The 22,669-nt window shown below is 66.3% G+C and carries 23 protein-coding genes and 1 pseudogene; 6 read left to right on the top strand and 18 right to left on the bottom strand.

Annotation, left to right across the window (positions count from 1 at the left end; all coding sequences use genetic code 11):
• Positions 1–64: 64 nt before the first annotated feature.
• From OZ10_RS03150 to OZ10_RS03140, 3 genes are all read right to left on the bottom strand, one after another.
• Positions 65–460, bottom strand: a complete 396-nt coding sequence (locus OZ10_RS03150) for an EF-hand domain-containing protein (protein WP_039563925.1) — start codon at positions 458–460, stop codon at positions 65–67.
• A gap of 148 nt (positions 461–608) precedes the next feature.
• The gene (locus OZ10_RS03145) at positions 609–1,331 is read right to left on the bottom strand and encodes a hypothetical protein (RefSeq protein WP_039414730.1); all 723 of its coding nucleotides are present in this window, start codon (positions 1,329–1,331) and stop codon (positions 609–611) included.
• 81 nt (positions 1,332–1,412) lie between these two features.
• A complete protein-coding gene (locus OZ10_RS03140) occupies positions 1,413–2,318 on the bottom strand; it encodes an SMP-30/gluconolactonase/LRE family protein (RefSeq protein ID WP_039563923.1) in 906 nt (301 codons plus the stop codon).
• Positions 2,319–2,572: 254 nt separating this feature from the next.
• On the opposite strand from OZ10_RS03140, the gene OZ10_RS03135 reads away from it, so the two are divergent.
• Positions 2,573–3,682, top strand: coding sequence for a Gfo/Idh/MocA family protein (locus OZ10_RS03135; RefSeq protein WP_039563922.1), 1,110 nt, complete (start codon positions 2,573–2,575; stop codon positions 3,680–3,682).
• 261 nt (positions 3,683–3,943) lie between these two features.
• On the opposite strand, the gene rlmM is transcribed toward OZ10_RS03135, so the two are convergent.
• The 6 genes from rlmM to OZ10_RS03105 form a co-directional block, all read right to left on the bottom strand.
• Complete coding sequence (gene rlmM / locus OZ10_RS03130) at positions 3,944–4,987, bottom strand: 23S rRNA (cytidine(2498)-2'-O)-methyltransferase RlmM (protein WP_039563921.1); 1,044 nt, start codon at positions 4,985–4,987, stop codon at positions 3,944–3,946.
• Positions 4,988–5,008: 21 nt separating this feature from the next.
• Positions 5,009–5,569: a nucleoside deaminase gene (locus OZ10_RS03125; RefSeq protein ID WP_039409968.1), complete on the bottom strand. Its 561-nt coding sequence runs from the start codon at positions 5,567–5,569 to the stop codon at positions 5,009–5,011.
• A 197-nt stretch (positions 5,570–5,766) separates the two neighbouring features.
• Positions 5,767–6,105 carry a hypothetical protein gene (locus OZ10_RS03120; protein WP_039563943.1) on the bottom strand — a complete coding sequence of 113 codons (339 nt, stop codon included), beginning with the start codon at positions 6,103–6,105 and terminating at the stop codon, positions 5,767–5,769.
• A 266-nt stretch (positions 6,106–6,371) separates the two neighbouring features.
• Positions 6,372–6,611 (bottom strand): hypothetical protein, encoded by a 240-nt coding sequence (locus tag OZ10_RS03115; protein WP_068873828.1) that lies wholly within the window; start codon positions 6,609–6,611, stop codon positions 6,372–6,374.
• Between the two features lie 60 nt (positions 6,612–6,671).
• Positions 6,672–7,601 (bottom strand): DMT family transporter, encoded by a 930-nt coding sequence (locus tag OZ10_RS03110; RefSeq protein ID WP_039563920.1) that lies wholly within the window; start codon positions 7,599–7,601, stop codon positions 6,672–6,674.
• Positions 7,602–7,803: 202 nt separating this feature from the next.
• A complete protein-coding gene (locus tag OZ10_RS03105) occupies positions 7,804–9,543 on the bottom strand; it encodes a glutamine--tRNA ligase/YqeY domain fusion protein (RefSeq protein ID WP_039563919.1) in 1,740 nt (579 codons plus the stop codon).
• A gap of 425 nt (positions 9,544–9,968) precedes the next feature.
• Here OZ10_RS03105 and OZ10_RS03100 point away from each other — a divergent pair, with 425 nt between their 5' ends.
• The gene (locus tag OZ10_RS03100; protein WP_039409977.1) at positions 9,969–10,610 is read left to right on the top strand and encodes a glutathione S-transferase family protein; all 642 of its coding nucleotides are present in this window, start codon (positions 9,969–9,971) and stop codon (positions 10,608–10,610) included.
• Between the two features lies 1 nt (position 10,611).
• The gene (locus tag OZ10_RS03095) at positions 10,612–10,842 is read left to right on the top strand and encodes a putative signal transducing protein (protein WP_039409981.1); all 231 of its coding nucleotides are present in this window, start codon (positions 10,612–10,614) and stop codon (positions 10,840–10,842) included.
• A gap of 140 nt (positions 10,843–10,982) precedes the next feature.
• Here OZ10_RS03095 and OZ10_RS03090 read toward each other — a convergent pair whose 3' ends face one another.
• The 3 genes from OZ10_RS03090 to OZ10_RS03080 are packed head-to-tail and all read right to left on the bottom strand — an operon-like array spanning position 10,983 to position 14,058.
• Positions 10,983–11,447 (bottom strand): response regulator, encoded by a 465-nt coding sequence (locus OZ10_RS03090; RefSeq protein ID WP_039409985.1) that lies wholly within the window; start codon positions 11,445–11,447, stop codon positions 10,983–10,985.
• The gene (locus OZ10_RS03085; RefSeq protein WP_039563918.1) at positions 11,444–13,354 is read right to left on the bottom strand and encodes a hybrid sensor histidine kinase/response regulator; all 1,911 of its coding nucleotides are present in this window, start codon (positions 13,352–13,354) and stop codon (positions 11,444–11,446) included. The genes OZ10_RS03090 and OZ10_RS03085 overlap by 4 nt, the downstream gene beginning before the upstream one ends.
• On the bottom strand, positions 13,351–14,058 hold the full coding sequence (locus tag OZ10_RS03080) for a helix-turn-helix domain-containing protein (RefSeq protein WP_039409991.1): 708 nt from the start codon (positions 14,056–14,058) through the stop codon (positions 13,351–13,353). Before OZ10_RS03080 ends, OZ10_RS03085 begins: the two co-directional genes overlap by 4 nt.
• A 124-nt stretch (positions 14,059–14,182) precedes the next feature.
• On the opposite strand from OZ10_RS03080, the gene OZ10_RS03075 reads away from it, so the two are divergent.
• On the top strand, positions 14,183–14,698 hold the full coding sequence (locus tag OZ10_RS03075) for an SgcJ/EcaC family oxidoreductase (protein ID WP_039409994.1): 516 nt from the start codon (positions 14,183–14,185) through the stop codon (positions 14,696–14,698).
• A gap of 96 nt (positions 14,699–14,794) precedes the next feature.
• Entirely contained in the window at positions 14,795–15,445 is a 651-nt protein-coding gene (msrA, locus tag OZ10_RS03070) for a peptide-methionine (S)-S-oxide reductase MsrA (RefSeq protein WP_039563917.1), read from the top strand.
• Positions 15,446–15,862: 417 nt separating this feature from the next.
• Here msrA and OZ10_RS03065 read toward each other — a convergent pair whose 3' ends face one another.
• The 6 genes from OZ10_RS03065 to ahpC all read right to left on the bottom strand — a co-directional run bounded on the left by OZ10_RS03065 (position 15,863) and on the right by ahpC (position 22,162).
• A complete protein-coding gene (locus OZ10_RS03065; RefSeq protein ID WP_039409999.1) occupies positions 15,863–16,432 on the bottom strand; it encodes a type 1 glutamine amidotransferase family protein in 570 nt (189 codons plus the stop codon).
• 340 nt (positions 16,433–16,772) lie between these two features.
• The gene (tal, locus tag OZ10_RS03060) at positions 16,773–17,741 is read right to left on the bottom strand and encodes a transaldolase (RefSeq protein WP_039563916.1); all 969 of its coding nucleotides are present in this window, start codon (positions 17,739–17,741) and stop codon (positions 16,773–16,775) included.
• A 51-nt stretch (positions 17,742–17,792) separates the two neighbouring features.
• Positions 17,793–18,233: a nucleoside diphosphate kinase regulator gene (gene rnk / locus OZ10_RS03055; protein ID WP_039410079.1), complete on the bottom strand. Its 441-nt coding sequence runs from the start codon at positions 18,231–18,233 to the stop codon at positions 17,793–17,795.
• A gap of 526 nt (positions 18,234–18,759) precedes the next feature.
• A complete protein-coding gene (locus tag OZ10_RS03050; protein WP_039410005.1) occupies positions 18,760–19,701 on the bottom strand; it encodes a LysR substrate-binding domain-containing protein in 942 nt (313 codons plus the stop codon).
• Positions 19,702–19,792: 91 nt separating this feature from the next.
• On the bottom strand, positions 19,793–21,385 hold the full coding sequence (gene ahpF, locus OZ10_RS03045; protein WP_039410006.1) for an alkyl hydroperoxide reductase subunit F: 1,593 nt from the start codon (positions 21,383–21,385) through the stop codon (positions 19,793–19,795).
• 213 nt (positions 21,386–21,598) lie between these two features.
• The gene (ahpC, locus tag OZ10_RS03040; protein WP_003488826.1) at positions 21,599–22,162 is read right to left on the bottom strand and encodes an alkyl hydroperoxide reductase subunit C; all 564 of its coding nucleotides are present in this window, start codon (positions 22,160–22,162) and stop codon (positions 21,599–21,601) included.
• Between the two features lie 203 nt (positions 22,163–22,365).
• On the opposite strand from ahpC, the pseudogene OZ10_RS03035 reads away from it, so the two are divergent.
• A pseudogene (locus OZ10_RS03035) lies at positions 22,366–22,669 on the top strand (peptide chain release factor N(5)-glutamine methyltransferase); the annotation flags it as partial.

Genomic DNA, 22,669 nt, shown 5'->3' with positions numbered 1-22,669 from the left:
CGAAGGCCGGCGCGCGCCTGCGTAGCACCGGCGCGCGTGACTGCCATGCGGATGTGCGCCAGGGCTACTGGATCAGCCAGCCGGCCAGCTGTTCGCGGGTGAGATAGCCGCTGTGACGGCTATCCAGCGCATCGAATTCGTCGGCCAGTGCGGGGTTGGCCTGGGCTTCGGTGCGACTGATGCGGCCATCGCCGTCCACGTCCATGCCCTGGAAATCGATGCGGTAGCTGCCCGCCACGCTGCTGGGCTGGATCGAGCGCACGATCACGCTGGATTCGCCGCGCGGGCGCTCCAGCTGGGTCTGATGGGTGACCTCGCCGCTGGCCAGCGGCTGGGTGCGGATGACGTTGGGTACCTCGATCAGCGGCATGCTGCTGGCTGGTGAGGGTGCTTGCTGTGCGGGCGCGGCGCCGCACGCGAGCAGCATGGCAATGAGTGTGGCACTACGGCTGGTGGTCATCAGATCCCCCTGATGCGGAACAGCCGGTAAGGATAGTGGGTGTCGAGCCGATTGCGGTGGGCACCGCTTGCACGCTTGCCGCTGCGCGCCACGCGGGCGACCGCCAGCGTGCAGGGCAACGGCGTGTGGCCGCTGTCCTGCACGTCGCTCAGCCGGGAATGAAGGGAAACACGATCTTGAGCAACCCCTTCAGTCCGCCCTCGGCGGTGCTGGCCACGGCCTTGGCGCCCAGGCTGTTGAGTGCGCGGCGCACATCGTCCCAACGCAGCTGGGCGATGTCTTTCTTCAATAGGTCCGACACTTCTTCGGCGGTGGGGGTGAGCTTTTGCAGCGCGCGGATGGCCGCCTGCGGGTCCTGCTGCAGATAGCCCCAGCGTTCGGCAATCTTCAACAGCGTGTCGAAACGCACCGCCACCACTTCGCGATTGCGTTCGTACACCGGCAATGCGCCAACGTCGAGGATTGCCTGCTCGAACTGTTGCGCATCGTCGGGGTGTTCGATGCGCACTGCCAGGAAGCCTTCCTTGCGGCTGCGTTCGCTGACGTGCTTGGCACCCGAGCGCAGGTTGTCCTCGGTCAGCACGTTGGCCACGATGCGCTGCATGGCCGCGTCGCCTTCCTCGGGCACCAGCGCACGCCAGCGCGCATAGCCATCGCGACGCAGCGCCTTGACCTTGGCCGAGGTGACCCGCAACTGCAGTGCGACCACGGCATTGGCGCTGTTGCGCGAGATGGCGCCATCGCGTTCGAGCAGCACGAAGATCAACAATTCCAGGTCGCGCTTGGTCAATGACTGAAACCCCTGCAACAGGGTCAGTCGCAGGAATTCGCTGCCGAAGGCGGCTGCGTCCTTGAGTTCGATCGGTTGCATGGGGAGTCCTCCGCAGGTGACCTGCACAATGCCAGCACCCGGTTGCGCGGGCTGAGAACCGATGCGACGCGCACAGCAGTTTCAGTGTCCGGTTTCGCGCCCGGGGCGGTCGGATCTGAACGTTTCAACTGCGCCGCGATCCTGCAGCGTCACAAAGACCTGTTTGCCGTCGCTGCCGCCGAAGGCGACGTTGCTGGCCTTGCGCCCCTTCAGCGCAACCGTGCGCAGCAGCCTGCCCGTCGGCGACACCACGGCGATCTGGCCCGCATCGTAGCGGGCGATGTACAGATTGCCATCGGCATCGCAGCGCATGCCATCCATGCCGAAATCGGGGAACGCGATCAGCAGGCGCTTGTTGCGCAGGCTGCCGTCATCGCCACGGTCATACACCCACACCTTGCGCGACATGCTTTCGTTGACGTAAAGCCGCTTGCCGTCCGGGCTGACGTCCAGTCCGTTGGGGGTGGTCATGCCGGACTCCAGCAGCCGCACCGCGCCGTCGCGCCCGATGTGCCACAAGCGCCCGCTGTTGTCCTTCCAGTTCGGGTCGCTGGCGTAGAAGCTGCCATCGGGTGCAAGCGCCAGATCGTTGGGACCATCGGCGTCGGGCAACGCAGCGAACGTGGTCACGGCACGCGTCTGCATGTTCACCTGCAGCAGTTTGTGGCCGGTGTAATCGGCCACGTACATCGCCCCATCGCGAAAGCGGATGCCGTTGCCGGTGCTGCCTGCCGGCAAGGTGACGAACACCTGCGCGTGGGCACTGCCGTCCGGCTGCAGGGTGATGCGCGCGATGGTGCCATCCTTGCCCAGATTCACGGCGTAGAGCGCGCCATCCGGGCCGGTGGCCGGGCCTTCTGCGTTATGCGTGAAGACGCCATCGCCGATCAGATCACGCGCAACGAAGGGCGCGTCGGCCGCGGCAGCGAGCGAACTGGACAACAACAACGCCAACGTCAGGTAGCGGGCGCGTGCAATAGCCATCATGCGGAATGCTCCAGGCGAGATCGTGCGCAGTGTGCCAGAACGTGCGCCGCGACCATGGCGGTACTCACGCGCGATCAAGTAAGGTGCGCGGGCGGTACCGAACCAGTGCAAGGTGCAGGGGGCAGCTTCTGCTCCGGCAGGCGATGGCGTGACGCATACGTGTCCTGCGTGCCGCATGACATCGCGATGTCACCGCTGCCTGCATGACGTCGCTTGCCAGTGCTGGTCGCCATTCTCACTTGAAGGAGGTTTGCATGTCCGTGGAATCCTTGACACGTCGCCGCTTGCTCGCCGCCTTCGGCAGTGCCGGCATCCTGCTCGGCGCGCCGGCCTGGACGCTGCCCAAAAAGAAGCCGGGAAAGCCGCTCAATGTCGCCCTGGCCGGTCTCGGCAGTTATGCCAGCGAACAACTCGCGCCGGGTCTGGCCTTGACCAAGCACTGCAAGCTGGCCGGCATCGTCACCGGCACGCCGTCGAAGATTCCGCAATGGCAATCCAAGTACGGCATCGCCGATCGCAATGTCTACAGCTACGAGAACTTCGACAAGATTGCCGATAACGACGATATCGACGTGGTGTACATCGTCACCCCGACCCATCTCCACGCGCCGCTGACCCTGCGCGCAGCGGCAGCCGGCAAGCACGTGTGGTGCGAAAAGCCGATGGCGATGCATGCCGGCGAATGCGAGGCGATGATTGCCGCCTGCAAGCGCAACAAGGTGGCGCTGACGATCGGCTACCGCATGCAGCACGAGCCCAACACGCGGCGGCTGATTGCGATGGCCAGCGAGAAGCCGTTCGGCGCCATGCAGCGCGTGCGTGCCGAGGCCGGTTACAACGGGTATCGCGATACGACCAAGGCCGACCGCCCATGGCGGTTGCGCTCGGAATTCGGAGGCGGCGCGATGTACGACATGGGCGTGTATCCACTCAATGCCGCACGCTACACCGTGGGTGCCGAGCCGCTGGCAGTCACCGCCAAGCGCTGGACCGACCGTCCCGAACTGTTCGATGAAGTGGACGAACATATGGATTTCACGCTGGAATTCCCCAATGCCGTGCGTGCGGCGTGCAAGACCAGTTTCGGTGCCAACATGAATGTGCTGCGTGCCGACTGCGAGCGCGGCTGGTATGAACTGTCGCCGTTTCAGAGCTACCAAGGCGTCACCGGCAAGGCCAGCGATGGCCGTGTGTTCGATGCCAAGGTGCCGCACCAGCAGGCCTTGCAGATGGACGAAGACGCATTGGCCATCATGAATGGCACGCCGCTGCGCGCGCCCGGCGAAGAAGGCCTGCGCGATATCCGCATCGTCGATGCGATCTACCGCTCGGCCCGCGAGGGCAGCAAGCGCATCGTGCTCTGATCGCGCCCAGCTCCGTCAATCGACGGAGTTGACCCGCCGGGGCCAGGCGAGCAGGCTGGCGCGCACCAGCCTGCCACGATGAAGTCCCCACGAACATGCAGTCCAGCACCGAAAGCGGCTGCCCAGCAATCACACCGGACTGCCATCAGCGCGACTGGCGCAGGTGAATCACCACACCAGCTCCCGCGATACCCGCCCGCACCCACAGCAACAACGCCACCAATCCGCGCTTTTACGATTCCCGATTCCCGATTCCCAGCCTCAGTCCCGCATCGCCAGCACCGTGATCTCTTCGCGATCGTGATACAGCTGCTTGGCCCGCACGGTCAGCGACTTTTCGGCCTGCTGCTCGAAGAGATCCAGGCACAGGCGGGTCTCGTCCCAGCGTTTTTTCATCGGCAGCTTGAGGTTGAACAGGGTGTGGCGACACCAGCCTTCGCGCACCCAGGTGGCCATGCGCTCGGCGACGCGGCGCGGTTGCTCGACCATGTCGCAGACCATCCAGTCCAGCGCCTGTGCCGGTTTCCAGTGGAAGCCATCGGCGCGCAGGTGCTCGACCAGGCCGGTGTCCAGCACGTGCTCGCGCAGCGGGCCGTTGTCCACGCTGGTGACATGCAGGTGCTGGCGGGTGAGCACCCAGGTCCAGCCGCCGGGCGCGGCGCCCAGATCGGCAGCGCGCATGCCGGGCTTGACCAGGCGTTCGCGCTCGTCGGGCGTCAGCAAGGTGAGCAGTGCTTCGTCGAGTTTGAGCGCCGAACGCGACGGTGCGTCGGGCAGCAATTTGAGCCGCGGAATGCCCAAGGGCCAGGGCGCGCTGTCGTCGGCATCGGCCACCGCCAGCACTGCGTGGTCGCCATCGAGGAAACACACATGCAGCCGTGGCAGGCGCGGCTGCGGCTTGTCGGTGAGCAGGCCGGCCTTGCGCAGGGCCGGGCGTAACGCATTGCCAAAGCTGCGCGCCAGGCCTGCCAGCGGTTTGCCGGCATCCGAATCCGGATGCTCCACCCACAGGTCGCCAAAGCGCGGTTGCCCGTGCAGTGCGGCCAGGATCGGGGTGATGCGATCGGTCGGGTCGATGCCCTTGAGTTCTGCCAGGACGACCAGCTTCTGCCGCGCGAAGATCAGCTCGCGCCACTGCAACCTGGCGGCCAGTTGCGCAGCTTCATCGCAGACGAACACCACATAGCCATCGTTGCGCTGCGTGCGCGCATAGCCGGTGATGCCGACGAACGCGGCGCGCGCGCTCAGTTCTGCGGCCAGTTCCGGCTCGAAGCCCTGGCGGCAGTAACACAGCAGCCCGCTCATCGCAGCGCTCGCAGGGAGAGGTCAATAATGGTCACCGCCGCCCTCGCCGTAACTGCGCAGCACCGCGCACGCCTGCTCGCGCTGTACGTCGCGCACCACATCGATGCCGCGGCGGGTGAGCTCGCCCACCCAGTCGGCGGGCAGCGGGCCTTCGTCGAATTCGGTCAGGGCCATCACGTCTTCGGCGCGGGCGCCGATCAGCAGCCGGTCGATGCCCGCCCATACCGTGGCGCCGTAGCACTGGCAGCACGGTTGCGCGGAGGTCGCCAGGGTGATGGGCGACAGCACATCATTCAGGCGCGGGGTCTGCAGGCGCTGCTGCGCCAGCATGTAGGCCATGTTTTCGGCGTGCGCCAGCGAGGTGGTCTGCGGCACCACACGATTCACGGCTGCGGCAATGATGTGATGGTCCGGGCCGAACACCACGGCGCCAAAGGGGCCGCCGCTGCGTGCTTCGACGTTCATCCGCGACAACGCGATCGCCAGCGCCACCTTCTCGTCGTCGCTGGGATAGGCGCGACTGGCATCCACGAAATCATGGATCCAGGCGGGCAATGTGAGGTGGACTTGCGCGTAGAGCATCACGTGACGACCGGTAGGAGAGGGGGGAAGGGGCGGCGCAGTGTATCGGCCCGGGGGCAGCGCGCAACACCAGGAGGTGGCCGGAGATGAATGCCGTCACTGCCGGCCACGGGCTGCTGCACGCCAGGCGGCAACCAACGTACGCGATCGCTACCGGCGGCAGCCGCTTCACTGCACCCAGGGGCCCTGCCGTGGTCCTACTTGGCGGCGCACTGGCCGGAGACGCATTGGCAGCCGCTGATGTCCTGAAAACCGCACACGCTCATCATGCCGCTGGACTGGCATTGCGCCATCACACCCTTGGGGTCGGTGGCGCTGTTGACGTTGACGCAGGCCGGGAACGCCCCGCAACAGTTGCCGACGTTCTTTACCGTGCAATCGGCATCGACCTTGCACGTGGTGATGACGGTGACGGGTTTGGCGGTCGCCGCAGGTGGCGTGGCGGCCTCGGTCGGCGGTGCGGCGACACAACCGATCAACGTGAACACTACCAACAGCAACAGGCTGCTCAGACACCAGGACAAGGCACGGGACATGCGGTTGCTCCGATCAGGACAGGTGAGAGGTCATGGTAAGCCTTGGGCGCGCCCTGGGGTGCGGCCAGGCGTCCCAGGCGTTGATCGCTGCGCGTTTCGCGACTGCATGTCGCTGGCGTCAACGGGCGTTGCCGCGCGCAGCGTGACCACTGAGGTGGGCCACGTCTGGTAGGGCCGCCGATGGGCGGGGACCGGCGGCACCGGCTGCCGCGGTCATGCAAAGACCACGGGTCCCATCCACGGCTCGCTGTACTGCAAGCGCGTGGTCAGCGACCTCGGGTCAGTGCAGAACCGCAACGGCTGGCCAGCGCCAGTTGCTGCATGCTTTCGTCGCGGCGATCGCTGGGCAGTTCGTCGTCCGGCGGGTGCGGAACGAACAGGCACAATGCCTCGGCCGGCGTCACCGCTTGCGCGTTGTGCGGCGGCGGCGAACAGGCCGTCAGCCCGATGGAGAGCGCCAACACGGCGCCATACAGCGTCCGCGGTCTGGGGCGTGGCAGGCACATGGCGGCGTTCCAGTGGACACGGCCTGCAATCTAGGCGCAGCGCCTCGACAGCGCTGGGCGTCAATTCGCTTCCGAATGCAGTGCTGCGCACCACAGCACGCCGACCAGCAGGCACGCGATCGCTGCCAGTTCCAGCGGCGTGGGCAGACGCATTTCCCAGGCAAAGCCGTACAGCAGTGCAAAGATGGTCTCGAACACGATCATCTGCCCGACCAGCGTCAACGGCAGCACGCGGCTGGCGCGGTTCCACAGGGCGTTGCCGATCACCGAGGCCAGGATGCCCAGCAACAGCGAGACGCCCCAGAAGCCGGCCCAGTCGATCGGCGCATGCGGCGCGCTGCCGATCAGCGCGGCCGGCGCCAGCAGCGCCGCCAGTGCGCCGGTGACCACGCCGGTCAGCAGCGACCAGTCGCCGCCGGACAGATCGGGGCGGCGCCGCAACCAGCGTGCATTGACGATCGAATAGGCCGACCACGAGACCAGTGCACCGACGGCGCACAACAGGCCGGCAATACGGGTGAGACGGTCGCTCGCCTGCTGCCCCGAATCGTCCTGCACGGTGTCCAGCGCCACCAGCGTCACGCCGATGACGCACAGCACGCACGGGGCAGCGAGCCGCCGTAATTGCACCGCGCCCGCCGCCCGCGTCCCGACGACGGTCACCACCACCGGCAACAGGCCGATGATCAGCGCGGTGGCGGCGCTGCCGGCCCATTGCACCGCGCTGCCCAGCAGCACGTAATAGACCAGATTCCCCATCAGGCTCAGGCGCCCCAGCGCCCACCACTCGGCGCGGCCCAGCCGGGCGGCGGTCTGGCGCGCGCGTGGTGCCAGCACCACCGCCGCCACCGCGCCGTACGACAGGTAGCGCGCCACCGCCAGTTGCAGGGGCGTGAACGCCGACAACAACTGCGGTGCCAGAAACACCAGCCCCCACAGCGCGCCCGCGCCGACGCCGCAGGCAACCCCCACCATCAAGCGCTCACGCATCGTGTTGCTCCTGTCAGTCGTGCAGCATGCAGGCCACGGCCGGGCGCAGCTCCCTGCGCGTGTGCATCAGCTCAGAACGCGACGCGTCTTGACAGCCCTGTGCGGGGTGCGCAATGCCATGTGGCCCCTCCGTTTGCATCGGTAGCCACGTGTTGCGCAGTGCAAAGGCCGCACCGGCGCCTTGATCCGGTGCAGACACCCGTTACTTGGCCCAGGTATCGCGCAAGGTCACGCTGCGATTGAACACCGGTGTGGCTGCACTATGGTCGCGGCGATCGGCAACGAAGTAGCCGGTGCGCTCGAACTGAAACGCCTGCTCGGGCGTTGCCTGCGCGGCGGCCGGTTCCACATATCCGCGCACGCTGCGCTTGGACTCGGGGTTGAGATAGTCGCGGTAGGTCTTGCCTTCGGATTCGTCGTCGGGCTTTTCCACCGAGAACAGACGGTCGTACAGGCGGATTTCCGCGTCCACCGCATGCACGGCGCTGACCCAATGGATGGTGCCCTTGACCTTGCGGTTGGCACCTTCCATGCCCGGGCGCGATTCCGGGTCCAGCCAGCCGCGCAGCTCGACGATGTCGCCGTCGGCGTTCTTGATCACCTCATCCACGCGCGCAATGCCGGCGCCACGCAGGCGGATCTCACCGCCCGGTACCAGCCGTTTCCAGCCCTTGGGCGGAACCTCGGCAAAATCCTCGCGCTCGATCCATAGCTCGCGTGCGAACGGCACTTCACGCGTGCCGAAGCTCTCGTCCTTGGGGTGATTGGAAAACTGCAGCGTCTCGGTGTGGCCTTCGGGCAGGTTGGTCAGCACCAGCTTGAGCGGTTCGATCACCGCCATGCGGCGCGCCGCTGCTGCGTCCAGATCTTCGCGCAGGCAGCCTTCCAGCACCGAGAAATCGATCAGCGAGTTCTGCTTGCTGATACCCACCCGATCGACGAACAGGCGCATCGCCGCCGGTGTATAGCCACGACGACGCAAGCCCTGCAGCGTGTACATGCGTGGGTCGTCCCAGCCGTCCACCAGCTGTTCGTCCACCAGCGCGGTGAGCTTGCGCTTGCTCATCACCGTGTAATTGATGTTGAGGCGCGAAAACTCGATCTGACGCGGTTTGCCGGCTTCGCGCGGCAGGCCTTTCTCCAGCAGCGGCTGCAGCAATTCCGGGTGGCCGGCCAGGTCCACCTTGTCCACGCACCAGTCGTAGAGTGGGCGGTGGTCTTCGAATTCCAGCGTGCACAGCGAGTGGGTGATGCCTTCCACCGCATCGCCCAGCGAATGCGCAAAGTCGTACATCGGGTAGATCGGCCAGGTGTTGCCGGTGTTCTGGTGCTCCACATGCTTGATGCGGTAGAGCGCCGGATCGCGCAGGTTGATGTTGCCGCTGGCCATGTCGATCTTGGCGCGCAGCGTGCGTGCACCATCGGGGAACTCACCGGCGCGCATGCGGCCGAACAGGTCCAGGTTTTCCTCGACGCTGCGCTCGCGAAACGGCGAATTGCGGCCGGGTTCGGTCAGGGTGCCGCGGTACTCGCGCACCTGCTCGGCCGACAGGTCGCAGACGAAGGCGTGGCCGTCGCGGATCAGCTTCTGTGCGGCCAGGTAATACACCTCGAAGTAGTCCGAGGCGTGGCGCAGCTGTGCCCATTCGTAGCCCAGCCAGCGCACGTCGTCCTGGATGGCCACCACGAACTCGGGGTCTTCCTTGGCCGGGTTGGTGTCGTCCAGGCGCAGGTTGCACAGCCCGCCGAACTCGGCCGCCAGGCCGAAGTCCAGGCAGATCGCCTTGGCGTGGCCGATGTGCAGGTAGCCGTTGGGCTCGGGCGGGAAGCGGGTGCGGATGACGGTGTGCTTGCCGCTGGCCAGGTCCTCGCGAACGATCTGGCGGATGAAGTCTTTCTTCTCCGCCGGGGCGGTGGCGTCGGTGGCTGCAATCTCGGACATGCGGGGCATCGGCATTAGGTAAACCGCAAGTTTAGGCGGTGGCACCGGTTAGGGGTAGGCGGCGGGGCAGCGGGGCGCGTCGGGCCGGCAGTTCGGGTGTATCGACCAGGCGGTTCGTCACCGCTGCAGGCTGTGCTGGCAATGCCTGGCGTAGCCGTGGCCCGGTTTGGCACCATGCAACCCACCGGCGCATCGCGTGGTCCGCATGCCCGGCGACCAGTGCGCGGTTGCCGCCATCGGTGCGCCGCAACCGCATTGCGTGGCTGCGGCCATGCAATGCCTGGCACCGGTCGCCCAGGCCCTGCCCAAGCGCCGCCCCGTCGCAGCGCGCTGCAAGGCGGTTGTCCCCACGTGCGGCCGGGCGCGGCTGGCGGGCATCGGTCGCGACGCGTACGCTGCGCCAACCCCGTTGGAGCGCCCCACCCATGTCACTGCCCCGCCTGGTGATCGGCGACAAGACGCTTTCTTCCTGGTCGTTGCGGCCGTGGCTGCTGTTGCGGCACTTCCAGGTGCCGTTCCAGGAAGTCGCGCTGCCGCTCGATACGCCGGAATTCCAGACCCGCATCGCCGGGTATTCGCCGACGCGCCAGGTTCCGGTGCTGTGGGACGACACCCTGCATGTATGGGATTCGCTGGCGATCTGCGAGTACGTCAACGAGCGCTGGCTGGATGGACGCGGCTGGCCTGCCGGGCTGGCCGTGCGTGCGCAGGCGCGCGCGGCCGCGGCGGAGATGCATTCGGGCTTTGGCGCGCTGCGCACCCAATTGCCGATGGACCTGGCCCGCACGCCCGCGCCCGCGCAGTGGGACGCCGCCGTCGAGCGCGATATCACCCGCATCCAGGCGCTGTGGGCCAGCCTGCGCGCCGAGCACGGCCACACCGGGCCGTTTCTGTGCGGCGAGTTCGGCATTGTCGATGCGATGTACGCGCCGGTGGCGTTGCGCTTTACCAGCTATGGCGTGCCGCTGTTCGAAGCCGCCGGCGATTACCTGGCCGCACTGGATGCACTGCCGGCGCTGCGCGAGTGGAAGCAGGGCGCCGAGCGCGAACGCCTGGAGCGCGGCTGACATGCAGATCGCGTATCGCGCCAGTCACATCATCGACGCGCATCTGGCCAAGCACGCGCTGGAAGATGCCGGCATCACCGCATTCGTGTTCGGCGAGTCGCTATTGGGCGGTGCCGGCGAACTGCCGGCCTTCGGCGTGCTGCAGGTCTGCGTCGCCGACCTGCACCTGAGCCAGGCGCAGGCGGTGCTGGCAGACATCGGCCTGTGCGGCGAGGTCACCCGCGCGCTGTAGCGCAGCGCCAGTTGTAGGAGCGCACCCGGGCGCGACGAGGCTGGGCCGATAAACGTCACGTCGCGCCCGGGTGCGCTCCTGCGCTGGCGTTATCGGCAAGCCCCCGTCGCGCCCGGGTGCGCTCCTACGCTGTGCAGGCATCATCCCGGCTGGCGCCACCCGGGCGGCGCAGCCTCCGGCGCGGCCAATGCACGCAGGCGCTTGAACAGCACGGTGGTTTCAGCCACGTTCCAGACCCGCAGCGCCACCTCGAAGGTGTCCAGCGGCTTGGTCAGAAAGTCTTTTGCCCCCAGCCCCAATGCACGGTGGCGCGCGCTGCGGCTGGGATCGGCGGTGAGCACGATCACCGGCAGGAAATGCGCCGGGTCGGACAGCCGGGCCAGCTGTTCCAGCAGGGCGTAGCCGTCCAGCTCCGGCATCTTCAGGTCCAGCAAGATCAGATCCGGTGCAAATGCCGAGACCAGGCCCATGACCCGCAGCGGATCGGTGGTGGCGATGACCTGCTGGAAGCCTTCGCGCTGCAGCAGGTCTTCCAGCAGCCGCACATTGGCCGGCTCGTCGTCGACGATGAGGATGCGGGAGCCGAGAATTTCGTCGCGTGTCATGCCAGCAACCTGTCGATCACGGTGAAGAATTCCGCCACGTCCAATGGCTTGGTCAGATACGCACGCACGCCCTGATTGCCGACGCGCGCCAGCGTGGCGGTGGTGGCATCGGCACTGATCACCACCACCGGGACCTGCGCGGTGGCCGGCTGCGCCTGCAACTCGCGCAGCAACTCTTCGCCGTTGCCGTCGCTCAGGTGCAGGTCCAGCAGGATCAGGTCCGGCACGCCCTGCCGCAGCAGTTCGCGCGCTTGCGCCAGGCTGGCCGCTTCCAGCAGCTGCCATTGCGGGCGGCGCTCGGTGAGTGTGCGGATCAACGCCTGGTTGGAGGGGTTGTCCTCGATGCTCAACAGGCGGCAGACGCCGCTGCCGGTGGCGCTGGGCGGCAGCAGGGTCCGCGCGGGCTCGCTGCGTTGCGGCTCGCCCTGCGGCAGCGAGATCCAGAAGCGCGCGCCATCGCGACTGCTGTCCACCCCGATCTGCCCACCCATCGCCTCGATCAGGCGCTTGCTCAGCGCCAGCCCCAGGCCGGTGCCTTCCACGGCGGAACGCTCGGCACCCAGCCGCTCGAACGGCGTGAACAGCCGCTCGATCTGCGCCGGGGTGAGCCCCGCGCCCTGGTCGGCCACGGTGATGCGCACCTGCTCGTCGCCGGCGTGTGCGCTCACCTGCACCTGGCCACCGGGACGATTGAACTTCACTGCATTGGACAACAGGTTGAGCAGGACCTGCCGCAGCCGCTGCGCGTCGGCGCGCACCGTCCACGTCGCTTCGATGGCCGGCGGTTGCAGGGCAATGCCGTATCGGTCCGCATCCGGTGCGATCAGGCCCAGCGCCTCGTGCACGGCCGCGCGCACCGAGATTGGTTCCGGGCTCAGATCCAGCTGATCGGCCTCGATGCGCGCGATGTCCAGCAGCTCGGTGATCAGCCCCAGCAAGTGCCGGCCGGCGCCCAGGATGTGTTGCAGGTGGCGGCGGTGGCCGGGCTCGGGCAGGTCCATTTCCAGCACTTGCGCATAGCCCAGGATGGCATTGAGCGGAGTGCGCAGTTCGTGGCTGCTGCGCGAGAGGAACTCGGTCTTCGCGCGGTTGGCGGTTTCTGCTTCGCGCCGCGCCAGCTGCGCTTCGGCCGCGCGCGCGGCCAGCAGTTCGCTGGCCTGCGCCAGACGCTGACCGACCTGGCCCAGCTCGTCGCCGGCGCGCGGTTGCGGTGCCAGCGGCAGGCCTTCGCCCAGGCGGTCCGCATTTGCCGCCAGCGTGCGCAGACGCCCGGACAGCGCCGAGGCAAACCAGGCCACGGCAAACACCGCGCCCAGGCCGCCGAGCATGGCTGCACTCAGGGTGATGATGAGATTGCGCTGGCGCAGCCCTTGCGCCTTGGCCGTGCGCACCTGCAATTGCGCGGTTTCGTAATTGCGCAGCTCGCGCAGTTCCGCGCGCAGGATGTCGAGCTTGTACTTGCCATCCCAGAGCTGGCGGATTTCTTCCTCGCGGCTCAGATCCGGCGCCAGCAGCCGGCGCCACCCCTGCATTTTTTCGGCAAAAAGTGGCTTGATGCGCGCAAACCGCTGCGCCTGGCCCGGGTCGGTGATGCGTTGCGACAAGCGCTCGGCCACCCGCTGCAGGCGTGGCTCGGCATCGCGATACGGGGTGAGGAATTCATCGCGGCGCACCAGCCGGTAGCCACGCACACCGGCCGCAGTTTCGGCCAGCAGCGCATGCGCTTCGTACAGATCGCTCAACACCTCCAGCGTCTGGCGCACGTCGTTTTCGGCGGCGATGTTCTGCCGCTCCACGCTGTAGATCGCCATCAATGCGACGGCCAGCAGCAACAACGGCAACGTGACGACCGCCAGGCTCTTGCGGGTGATCGGCCAATCGTTCCAACGCACTGCCAATGCATTCATAGCGCGAGTCCGGCTTGGACCGCGTACACCGCGGCCTGGGTGCGATCTTTTACCTCAAGTTTCTGCAGGATTCGCTCCACATGCACTTTCACCGTGCCGGGAGAAATCCCCAGTTCAGCTGCGAGGCTCGCGTTGGTGAGTCCGCGCGGGAGCAACGACAGCACCTGTTTCTCGCGCTTGCTCAGCGCGTTCAGGCGATCGTCCTGCAGCGGTTTGCGCCGCCGCGTGGCAACCGGTTTGGCCGGTTCGGCCACCATCGCCGGCAGCAACAGGGCGAAGGCCTGCAACGCCTGCACGTCATCGTTGCCGGGGGCAGGACGGCCGTCGTTCCAGGCCACGCAGACCATGCCGTGGGTAGTGCCCAGTGCATGGATCGGCACCCTGGCCTCGCGGATGTCGACCGGGCGCGGCGGCATCAGCCAGGCTGCGTCGTGGCTGTCGCCGGCCGCACTGGCCCCGGGCGGCAGGGCCTGCCCACGGCTGGCGAGCACCTGCGTACGCGGCCCGCGCTGTGCCAGCACCGCGCCGTGCTCCAGGCCCAGCAACAGCAGCACGCGCCCCAGCACGGCATCGCAGGCCTGCTCGGGGGTGTGTGCCTGACGCAGCGCCACGGCTGCTTCCCAGAGCGCCTGCCAGCGTGCGCCATCGGAGGCCTCGCGGCGCAAGGCAAGCCGCCAATCACCAGCACTGGTAGGGGTTTCCATGGATTCGCTCTAGGCCGATCAGCATATTTAAGTATATGCCAGTCGGCAGAATTGTTGGGGCCGCTTGATTTCGATACTGAACTCGCCCGATGAGGCACCCCACAACAACCCAACGGAGATTCCCATGCGTCGCACTCTGTTCTCTATGGTTCTGGCTCTGGCTGCCACCCCGGCGCTGGCTGGCGGCGTGATGCACTACACCGACAAGGCCAAGCTGCCGGCTGGCGGCGAAGAGCGCGAAGTCGCTGCACTGTTCGACACCTGGAACGCCGCACTGGCAACCGGTAACCCGGACAAGGTGGCCGATCTGTACGCACCGGATGGCGTGTTGCTGCCGACCGTATCCAATGAAGTGCGCGCCTCGCGCGAGCAGATCGAAAAGTACTTCGAGATGTTCCTGGCCAAAAAGCCCAAGGGCGTGGTCAATTACCGCACCGTGCGCGTGCTCGATGACGACAGCGCCGTGGACGCCGGCGTCTACACCTTCACGCTGACCGACAAGAACGGCAAGAAGAGCGACGTGCAGGCGCGCTACACCTTCGTGTACGAAAAGCGCGACGGCAAGTGGTTGATCATCAACCACCACAGCTCGGCGATGCCGGAAGTCGATACGCGTTCGGCGGTTGCCAAGACCAAGTAAGTGCCCTCCGGCGACCGTGCGCCGGCCGTGCAGGCTTGAAAGCTGCCGCGGCCGGCGCCATCCAGCAGGCAATCCTCACGATCGCGGAGTTGCACCATGCTGGGAATCGGCGCCTTCAAACAACGCATGCCACGTCCGGGCGAGGCATTGCCCGGACGCGAGCAGGCACTACCGCTGCACAACACGCACCTGATCAACGGTCATCCGTTGCGCGGTGAATTCACCGGCCTGGCCCAGGTGCAGTTCGGGCTTGGTTGCTTCTGGGGCGCGGAACGCAAGTTCTGGAACGTGCCCGGGGTGTACACCACGGCGGTGGGCTACGCCGGGGGCGAGACACCGAACGCAACCTACTCGGAAGTGTGCTCGGGGCAGACCGGCCATACCGAGGCGGTGCTGGTGGTGTACGACGCGCAGGCGGTGTCGTTCACCCAGTTGTTGCGCACGTTCTGGGAAAGCCACGACCCCACCCAGGGCATGCAGCAAGGCAACGATGTCGGTACGCAATACCGCTCGGCCATCTACTGCACGACGCAGGAGCAATACGACGCGGCACTGGCCAGCCGCGATGCCTACCAGCAGCAACTCACTGCAGCCGGGTATGGCGCGATCACCACGGAGATCCGTTTCCCGGCGCCCACGTTCTATTACGCCGAAGACGATCACCAGCAATATCTCGCCAAGCATCCCCACGGCTATTGCGGGCTTGGCGGAACGGGAGTGAGCTGCCCGATCGGGCTGGATGCCTGACGGAAAGGCGGGCCGGATTGAAGCGCTGTCATCCACGTGATCGTGGCAGTGCGCCGATGGCCGACAGTGACCGGCAGCGTTATCACGATCAGGCAGCGCATGGGAGTGCATGCCAGGCAACTTGAATGGCTACGTCGGAGACGACGTGGCCATCTTTTTTTGGGGGGGTGTTCGCAATACGGGCTGGCGATGGCGCCGTGTGTGTGGACGGCGAATCGGCTGACGAAGCTGTGCCGCAATCAGTGTTGGTGAGTTGCTGCGGCGAGCAATGCAGAAAGTGGATGCACTCGCCGCAACGACGCGGTGGCGAATCACTGCGGGTGCATCGCTACAGCCAACGGAGCGCAGACCGGGTTCAGTGCATCGGCACGGCGCGTCGGTGCCAGGCATCAGCTGTGCGCGCCTGGATCCGCTGGATCACACGAATTCGCCGGCGAACATGCCGCGCAACTGCGCCAACGTGTCGGTGCGCTCCGGATGCAGCAAGCGCATGCACGCCAGGGCGAAGCCCACCGGGCTGGTGCCCGGTGCGGTAATGACGCCATCGGCGCTGACGACCTTTTCATGGCGGTAGTGCGCTGCGCCCGCATATGGCACGACGTGTTCCTGCAGGAACGCCAGCGCGTTGCTGGTGTGCGCACGCTCATCGAGCAGGCCGGCATAGGCCAGGGCAATGGTGGCGCCGCAGATGGCCGCGACCGGGCGCTGTTGCTGCACGCGCTCGACCAGCAGGCCGCTCAGGCCGGGAATCTCGCCGGCTTGCCAGCGTTCGCTGCCGGGCAGAATCCACAGATCGGCCTCAAGCGGCGCCAGATCGGACAGCGCAAATTCCGGCGTGATGCGCAGGCCGCCGATGGACTGTACCGGTTGCCCGTCGATGCTGGCGATGGCGACCTGGTCGCCGAACCATTCGCGTGCCGCCGGTAGCACCACGCCGATTTCCCAATCGGCGACGCCGTCGACCATCACCACTGCAATGTTTGCCATTGTCCGTTACGCCAGTTGAGGGAATCCGGATTCTAGGCAGTGCGCGCGTGGCGGGTGTAAGCGGCGTGTGGAGAGCAGTGGCGGGCCGTGCTCGGCAATCATGCGGCGCGTTCCCCACCGGGCCAGGGCATTTGCAGTGGCCAAGAGCGCAAGGTCGCAGCTGTCGTGGCACGGGGCGTGAGGCCTGCGCGAATGGCGCGCGGTCGAGGATGGAAGGCGCCATGGTGTCGCATCCATCGCTGTTGCCTCGGGGCAGGCGATGTTGCTGCCACCTCCACAAACGACAACGCCCGCAGCCATCGGGCTGCGGACGTCGTATCGCAGAAGCACCCTGCCGCTATCAGCCGGCGAGCTTGTCGGCGATGGTCTTGCGCAGGGCCTGCAGATCCTTGGCAAAGGTGTCGATGCCGCCGGCGAGCTTTTCGGTGGCCATCGCATCGGCCGCCAGATCGGTGGCAAAGCTGTCGCTGTCGATCGGGGTGATCTGCGCGTCGTTGGCTTTGGCCGGCGAGAGCTTGCGCGGCAGCTCGCCGTGTTCGGTATCGAGCTTTTCCAGCAGGTCCGGCGAAATGGTCAGGCGGTCGCAACCGGCCAGCGCTTCGATCTGGGCGGTGGAGCGGAACGAGGCCCCCATCACCACGGTGGACGAGCCGCGCTGCTTGAACTCGTTGTAGACGGTGCGGACGAACACCACGCCCGGATCTTCATCGATCGTGGCCGGGGTCTGGCCCTGGGCGACGTAGTAATCCAGGATCCGGCCCACGAACGGGGAGATCAGGAACACGCCGGCCTCTGCGCAGGCCAGTGCCTGCGAGCGGTTGAAGATCAGCGTCAGGTTGCAGTCGATGCCTTCCTTCTGCAGCTGACGGGCGGCTTCGATGCCTTCCCAGGTCGCGGCGATCTTGATCAGGATCTTGTCCTTGGACACGCCGCGCTCGGCGTACATTGCAATGAACTTGCGCGCCTTGGCGATGGTGGCCTGGGTATCGTGCGCCAGATCGGCGTCGACTTCGGTGGACACGCGCCCCGGCACCAATTCGGCCAGCTTGACGCCCACGCCGATGGTCAGGCGGTCGGCGACTTCGTTGACGGTGGCAGTGCGGTCTTCGCCACCGTGCTCGCGGCCCCAGGCCAGCTCGCGTTCGATCAGGTCGGCATAGACCGGCAGGTCCAGCGCCTTCTTGACCAGGGTGGGGTTGGTGGTGCAATCGACCGGCTTCAGGCGCTTGATGGCGTCGTAATCGCCGGTGTCGGCGACAACAACGGACAACTCACGCAGTTGGGCAAGCTTGGAGGGGGATGCAGTCATGCGGGTTCTCTCGAATCGTGGAACGGGTCGGGGATGACGCGGCGCGCTACGTTAGCGCGCCGCGCGCTGGAAGTCGCCCGCAACGGCGGGTTGATCGTGCACGGCGGTCACGCGCAGGCGCAAGTTGCGCCCGTCGGGCGTGCGCCAGTCGATGCTCTGGCCGACCGACAGGCCAAGCAGGGCACTGCCGACCGGCGCAAGCACCGAGATGCGGCTGTGCTGGACATCGGCCTCGTGCGGGTACACCAGGGTGAGCGTATGTCGTTCGCCATGCAGCTCATCTTCGCAGTCGATGCGGGAGTGCATGGTGACGACATCGCCGGGAATCTGATCGGGCGGCAGCACACGGGCGCGGCCCAGTTCGTCGCTCAGCGCGGTGGCGGCGGGATGCTTGTGGAAGGCGGGCGAATCGAGCAACGCCTCAAGCCGGGCGAGGTCGTGGCTGGACACAAGGATGGACGGCGGCAAGCCGCTGTGGTGTTGCGAAGTCATGGCGATCTCCTGACAGAAACGGCTCGCCGTCATGGCAAGCGGCACTGACAAGATGAGGGCGCCGGCGGCTGATCGCAATGCATGGACGTGTTGAGAAACCAAGGCACCGGCACGTGCCGCCAGGCAGGCGCTGCAGGCCTGGTGCAGCGAGCAAGTGTTCCAGATGAACTAGCCGCAGGGGCAGGGCATGACAGCTGCTGTTGGACGAGCCCGCTCTGCCGACGCATGCTGCAAACGCCGCGCTCCGAGGCCCAAGCAAACGAATCAAAACGCCGTTTGCAAATCGCGGGGGCGGGCTGGCCGGGCTGCCGGCTCCAGCCAGCCCAGCACGCAGCGGCGAGTTGATGCGCAGCTAACCGTCTGGCAAGAGTGCTGCGCACACAGGCAAACAAAAAGCGACGCTCGCGCGCCGCCCAATTCAAACCTCCACCCGGCGATAAAAGCGACCGCAACCGCGATACGCTTTTACGATTCTCGATCCCGATCCCGATCCCGATCCCGATCCCCGAATCCCGATTCCCCGCCTTCAGGCAGCTACGGCCTTCGGTCCGGTCGCAGGCTGATCCAGCGCAAACAGGGTGTCGGGCAATTCCTTGAACAACTGCGACAGTTGCTCCAGAAATCCGGTCATGGCCGAGCTACGGCGCCATGCCATCGCGATCCGGCGGCTGGGCTGCTTGTCTTCGCGGAAGCGGATCAGACGGATGTTGTCCGAACGCGCCACCGGCGGCTTGACCGCCAGCAGTGGCAGCAAGGTCACGCCGACATTGGCCGCCACCATCTGGCGCAGGGTTTCCAGGCTGGTGGCCTGGAATTCGGATTTCTCCAGCGCGCCGGCCAGGTGGCAGACATCCAGTGCCTGCTCGCGCAGACAATGGCCGTCTTCCAAAAGCAACAGGCGCTGCTCGGACAGATCGTCCAGGGTCATGCTGTCATGGCGCGACAGCGGGTGGCCTTCCGGCACGGCCAGTACGAAGGGTTCTTCGAACAGGAATTCGGCATGCAGCTGGTCGTCCTGCAATGGCAGCGCCAGCAACGCAGCGTCCAGGCGGCCTTCGCGCAGCTGGTGCATCAGCTGATCGCTTTTCTCTTCGATCAACAGCAGTTCCAGGCGTGGGAACCGCTCGCGGATGCGCGGCACCACATGCGGCAACAGGTACGGTGCCAGGGTGGGAAAGATGCCCAGCCGCACGGTGCCCGCTTCCGGGTCCTGGCTGCGCCGTGCGGCTTCCTTCATCTGTTCGACCTCGGCCACGATGCTGCGCGCACGCACGGCAGCTTCGCGGCCGGCCGGGGTCAGCATGACCTTGCGCGGCGCGCGTTCCACCAGCGACACGCCAAGCTCGTCTTCGAGTTTCTTGATCTGGGTGGACAGCGTCGGCTGGCTGACGAAACATGCCGTCGCAGCACGACCGAAGTGCTTGTGGTCGGCCAGGGCTACCAGATATTTCAGGTCACGCAGATTCATGTGCAGCAGCCCTCATGGCGTTGACGATGGACGACGGACGCGTACAGCCAGCTTAGCGCCCGGCTGGGCCGGGCGTTGGCGGCCGCTGCGCTTATGCGGCCTGCGCGACGCTCTCGGCGCTGACCGGGGCGCTGGAGCGGATCAGGTAATCGAATGCGCTCAGGGCGGCCTTGGAACCTTCGCCCATCGCGATCACGATCTGCTTGTACGGCACCGTGGTGGCGTCGCCGGCGGCGAACACGCCTGGCACGCTGGTCTGGCCACGGTCATCGACGATGATCTCGCCGCGCGGAGACAGCTCCACCGTGCCACGCAGGAACTCGGTGTTGGGCAGCAGGCCGATCTGCACGAACACGCCTTCCAGTTCCACATGCTGGCTGTCGCCGCCGGTGCGGTCGGTGTAGACCAGTCCGGTGACCTTCTGCCCGTCGCCCAGCACTTCGGTGGTCTGCGCACTGGTGATGATGCGCACGTTGTGCAGGCTGCGCAGCTTGCGTTGCAGCACCTCGTCGGCGCGCAGCTTGTCGTCGAATTCCATCAGCGTGACATGCGCCACGATGCCGGCCAGATCGATCGCCGCTTCCACACCGGAGTTGCCGCCGCCGATCACCGCCACGCGCTTGCCCTTGAACAGCGGGCCGTCGCAATGCGGGCAATAGGCCACGCCCTTGTTCTTGTACTGGTCCTCGCCCGGCACGTTCATCTGCCTCCAGCGCGCACCGGTGGACAGGATCACCGTCTTGCTCTTGAGCGAGGCGCCATTGGCCAGCTTGATTTCGATCAGGCCATCGGCACCGGCCGGCACCAATTGCTCGGCACGCTGCAGGTTCATGATGTCCACGTCGTACTGGCGCACGTGCTGCTCCAACGCTGCAGCCATCTTCGGGCCTTCGGTTTCCGGCACGGAGATGAAATTTTCGATCGACATGGTGTCCAGCACCTGCCCGCCGAAGCGTTCGGCGGCCACGCCGGTGCGGATGCCCTTGCGTGCGGCATACACCGCCGCTGCCGAGCCGGCCGGGCCACCGCCCACCACCAGCACGTCGAAGGCATCCTTGGCGGCGATTTTTGCGGCATCGCGCTTGGCGGCATTGGTATCGAGCTTGGCGACGATCTGCTCCAGCGTCATGCGGCCCTGGTCGAACAGTTCGCCGTTCAAGTACACCGTCGGCACCGACATGATCTGGCGGGTTTCGACCTCATCCTGGAACAGCGCGCCATCGATGGCGACATGCTTGATGCGGGGATTGAGCACGGCGGCCAGGTTCAGCGCCTGCACCACGTCCGGGCAGTTCTGGCACGACAGCGAGAAATAGGTTTCGAACTGGTAATCGCCGTCCAGGTGCTGCACCTGCTCGATCAGCTCGGCAGTGGCCTTGGACGGGTGGCCGCCCACCTGCAGCAGCGCCAGCACCAGCGAGGTGAACTCGTGGCCCATCGGCAGGCCGGCAAAGCGCAGCGAGATGTCCTGGCCCGGCGTGGTCAGCGCGAAGGACGGCTTGCGCTGGTTGTCGTCGCGGTGGATGTCCAGGCTGATCTTGTCCGAGAGCAGCACCAGGTCTTCGAGCAGGTCGAGCATCTCGCGCGCAGCCGGGCTGTCGTCGATGGACGCATTGATCTGGATCGGCCGCGTGACCCGTTCCAGGTAGGCGGTCAGCTGGGTCTTGAGGTTGGCATCCAACATGGAGAACTCCTGGGAATGGGCAAGGGGAGGGCGTGGCGTCGCTGCGCTGAGGCAGGTCGCCGGGAGAGGAAGGAGGTGAACCGCAGCCGGCGCAAGGTCGGAGTGCGTGCTGGCGATGGCTGGCGGGCAGCCCGGCACCGGCTCCGGTTCACCTCCGGCCCGTGCGGGCCGGAGATGCTCCGACCTGATGACAGGTCGGAAGTGACAGCCGGCTTAGATCTTGCCGACCAGGTCCAGCGACGGAGCCAGGGTCTTGGCGCCTTCCTTCCACTTGGCCGGGCAGACCTGGCCAGGATTGTTGGCCACGAACTGCGCCGCGGTCAGCTTGCGCAGCGTCTCGGTGACGTCGCGGGCGATGGAGTTGTCGTGGATTTCCAGGGTCTTGATCACGCCTTCCGGATTGATGATGAAGGTGCCACGCAGGGCCAGGCCTTCTTCTTCAATGTGCACGCCGAAGGCGCGGGTCAGCTTGTGGGTCGGGTCGCCGATCAGCGGGAACTGCGCCTTGCCCACGGCCGGGGAGGTTTCGTGCCACACCTTGTGCGAGAAGTGCGTGTCGGTAGTGACGATGTAGACCTCGGCGCCTGCCTTCTGGAAGGCGGCATAGTTATCAGCGGCGTCTTCCACCTCGGTCGGGCAGTTGAAGGTGAACGCGGCCGGCATGAAGATCAGCACCGACCACTTGCCCTTCAGGCTGGCCTCGGTGACTTCGATGAAGTTACCGTTGTGGTACGCATTCGCCTTGAACGGCTGGACCTGAGTGTTGATGAGAGACATTGAGTTTCCTCGTGCGATGAAAGGGGGGCGGGGGATGGAACAGTCGCCATGGTAGGCAGGATCGATAGATTCCTCAAATCGATTGATGGAATTGGATAGATAGGTTTTGGCTATCGATTTTGCAGGCGGCATCTGGTGCTGCAGCGGCGATGCTCCGTCTCCGATAATGGTCAGCCGATGTTTCGCATGAGTGAACGATCCGTATGAGCCACGATCCTGCCGCCCTATCCGGCGAACAGCTGCTGCGGCTGGCGGCGGCGCGGATCGAGCGCGGCGATGCCGAACCCCTGCTGCTGCACGCGCTGGGCCGCGACCGCGCCTGGCTCTTCGCCCATGGCCGCGACCCGGTGCCCAGCGCCGTCGCCGCTGCTTTCGACGCACTGGTGCAGCGGCGTCAGGCCGGTGAACCGGTGGCGTATCTGACCGGCTCGCGCGGGTTCTGGACGCTGGATCTGGAAGTCTCGCCGGCGACGCTGATCCCGCGCGCCGACACCGAGACCCTGGTGG

The organism is Xanthomonas cannabis pv. cannabis, assembly GCF_000802365.1.
Taxonomy (GTDB): domain Bacteria; phylum Pseudomonadota; class Gammaproteobacteria; order Xanthomonadales; family Xanthomonadaceae; genus Xanthomonas; species Xanthomonas cannabis.
The sequence above is the reverse complement of the archived record's forward strand: the minus strand, read 5'-3'. Positions and strand labels throughout refer to the sequence as shown.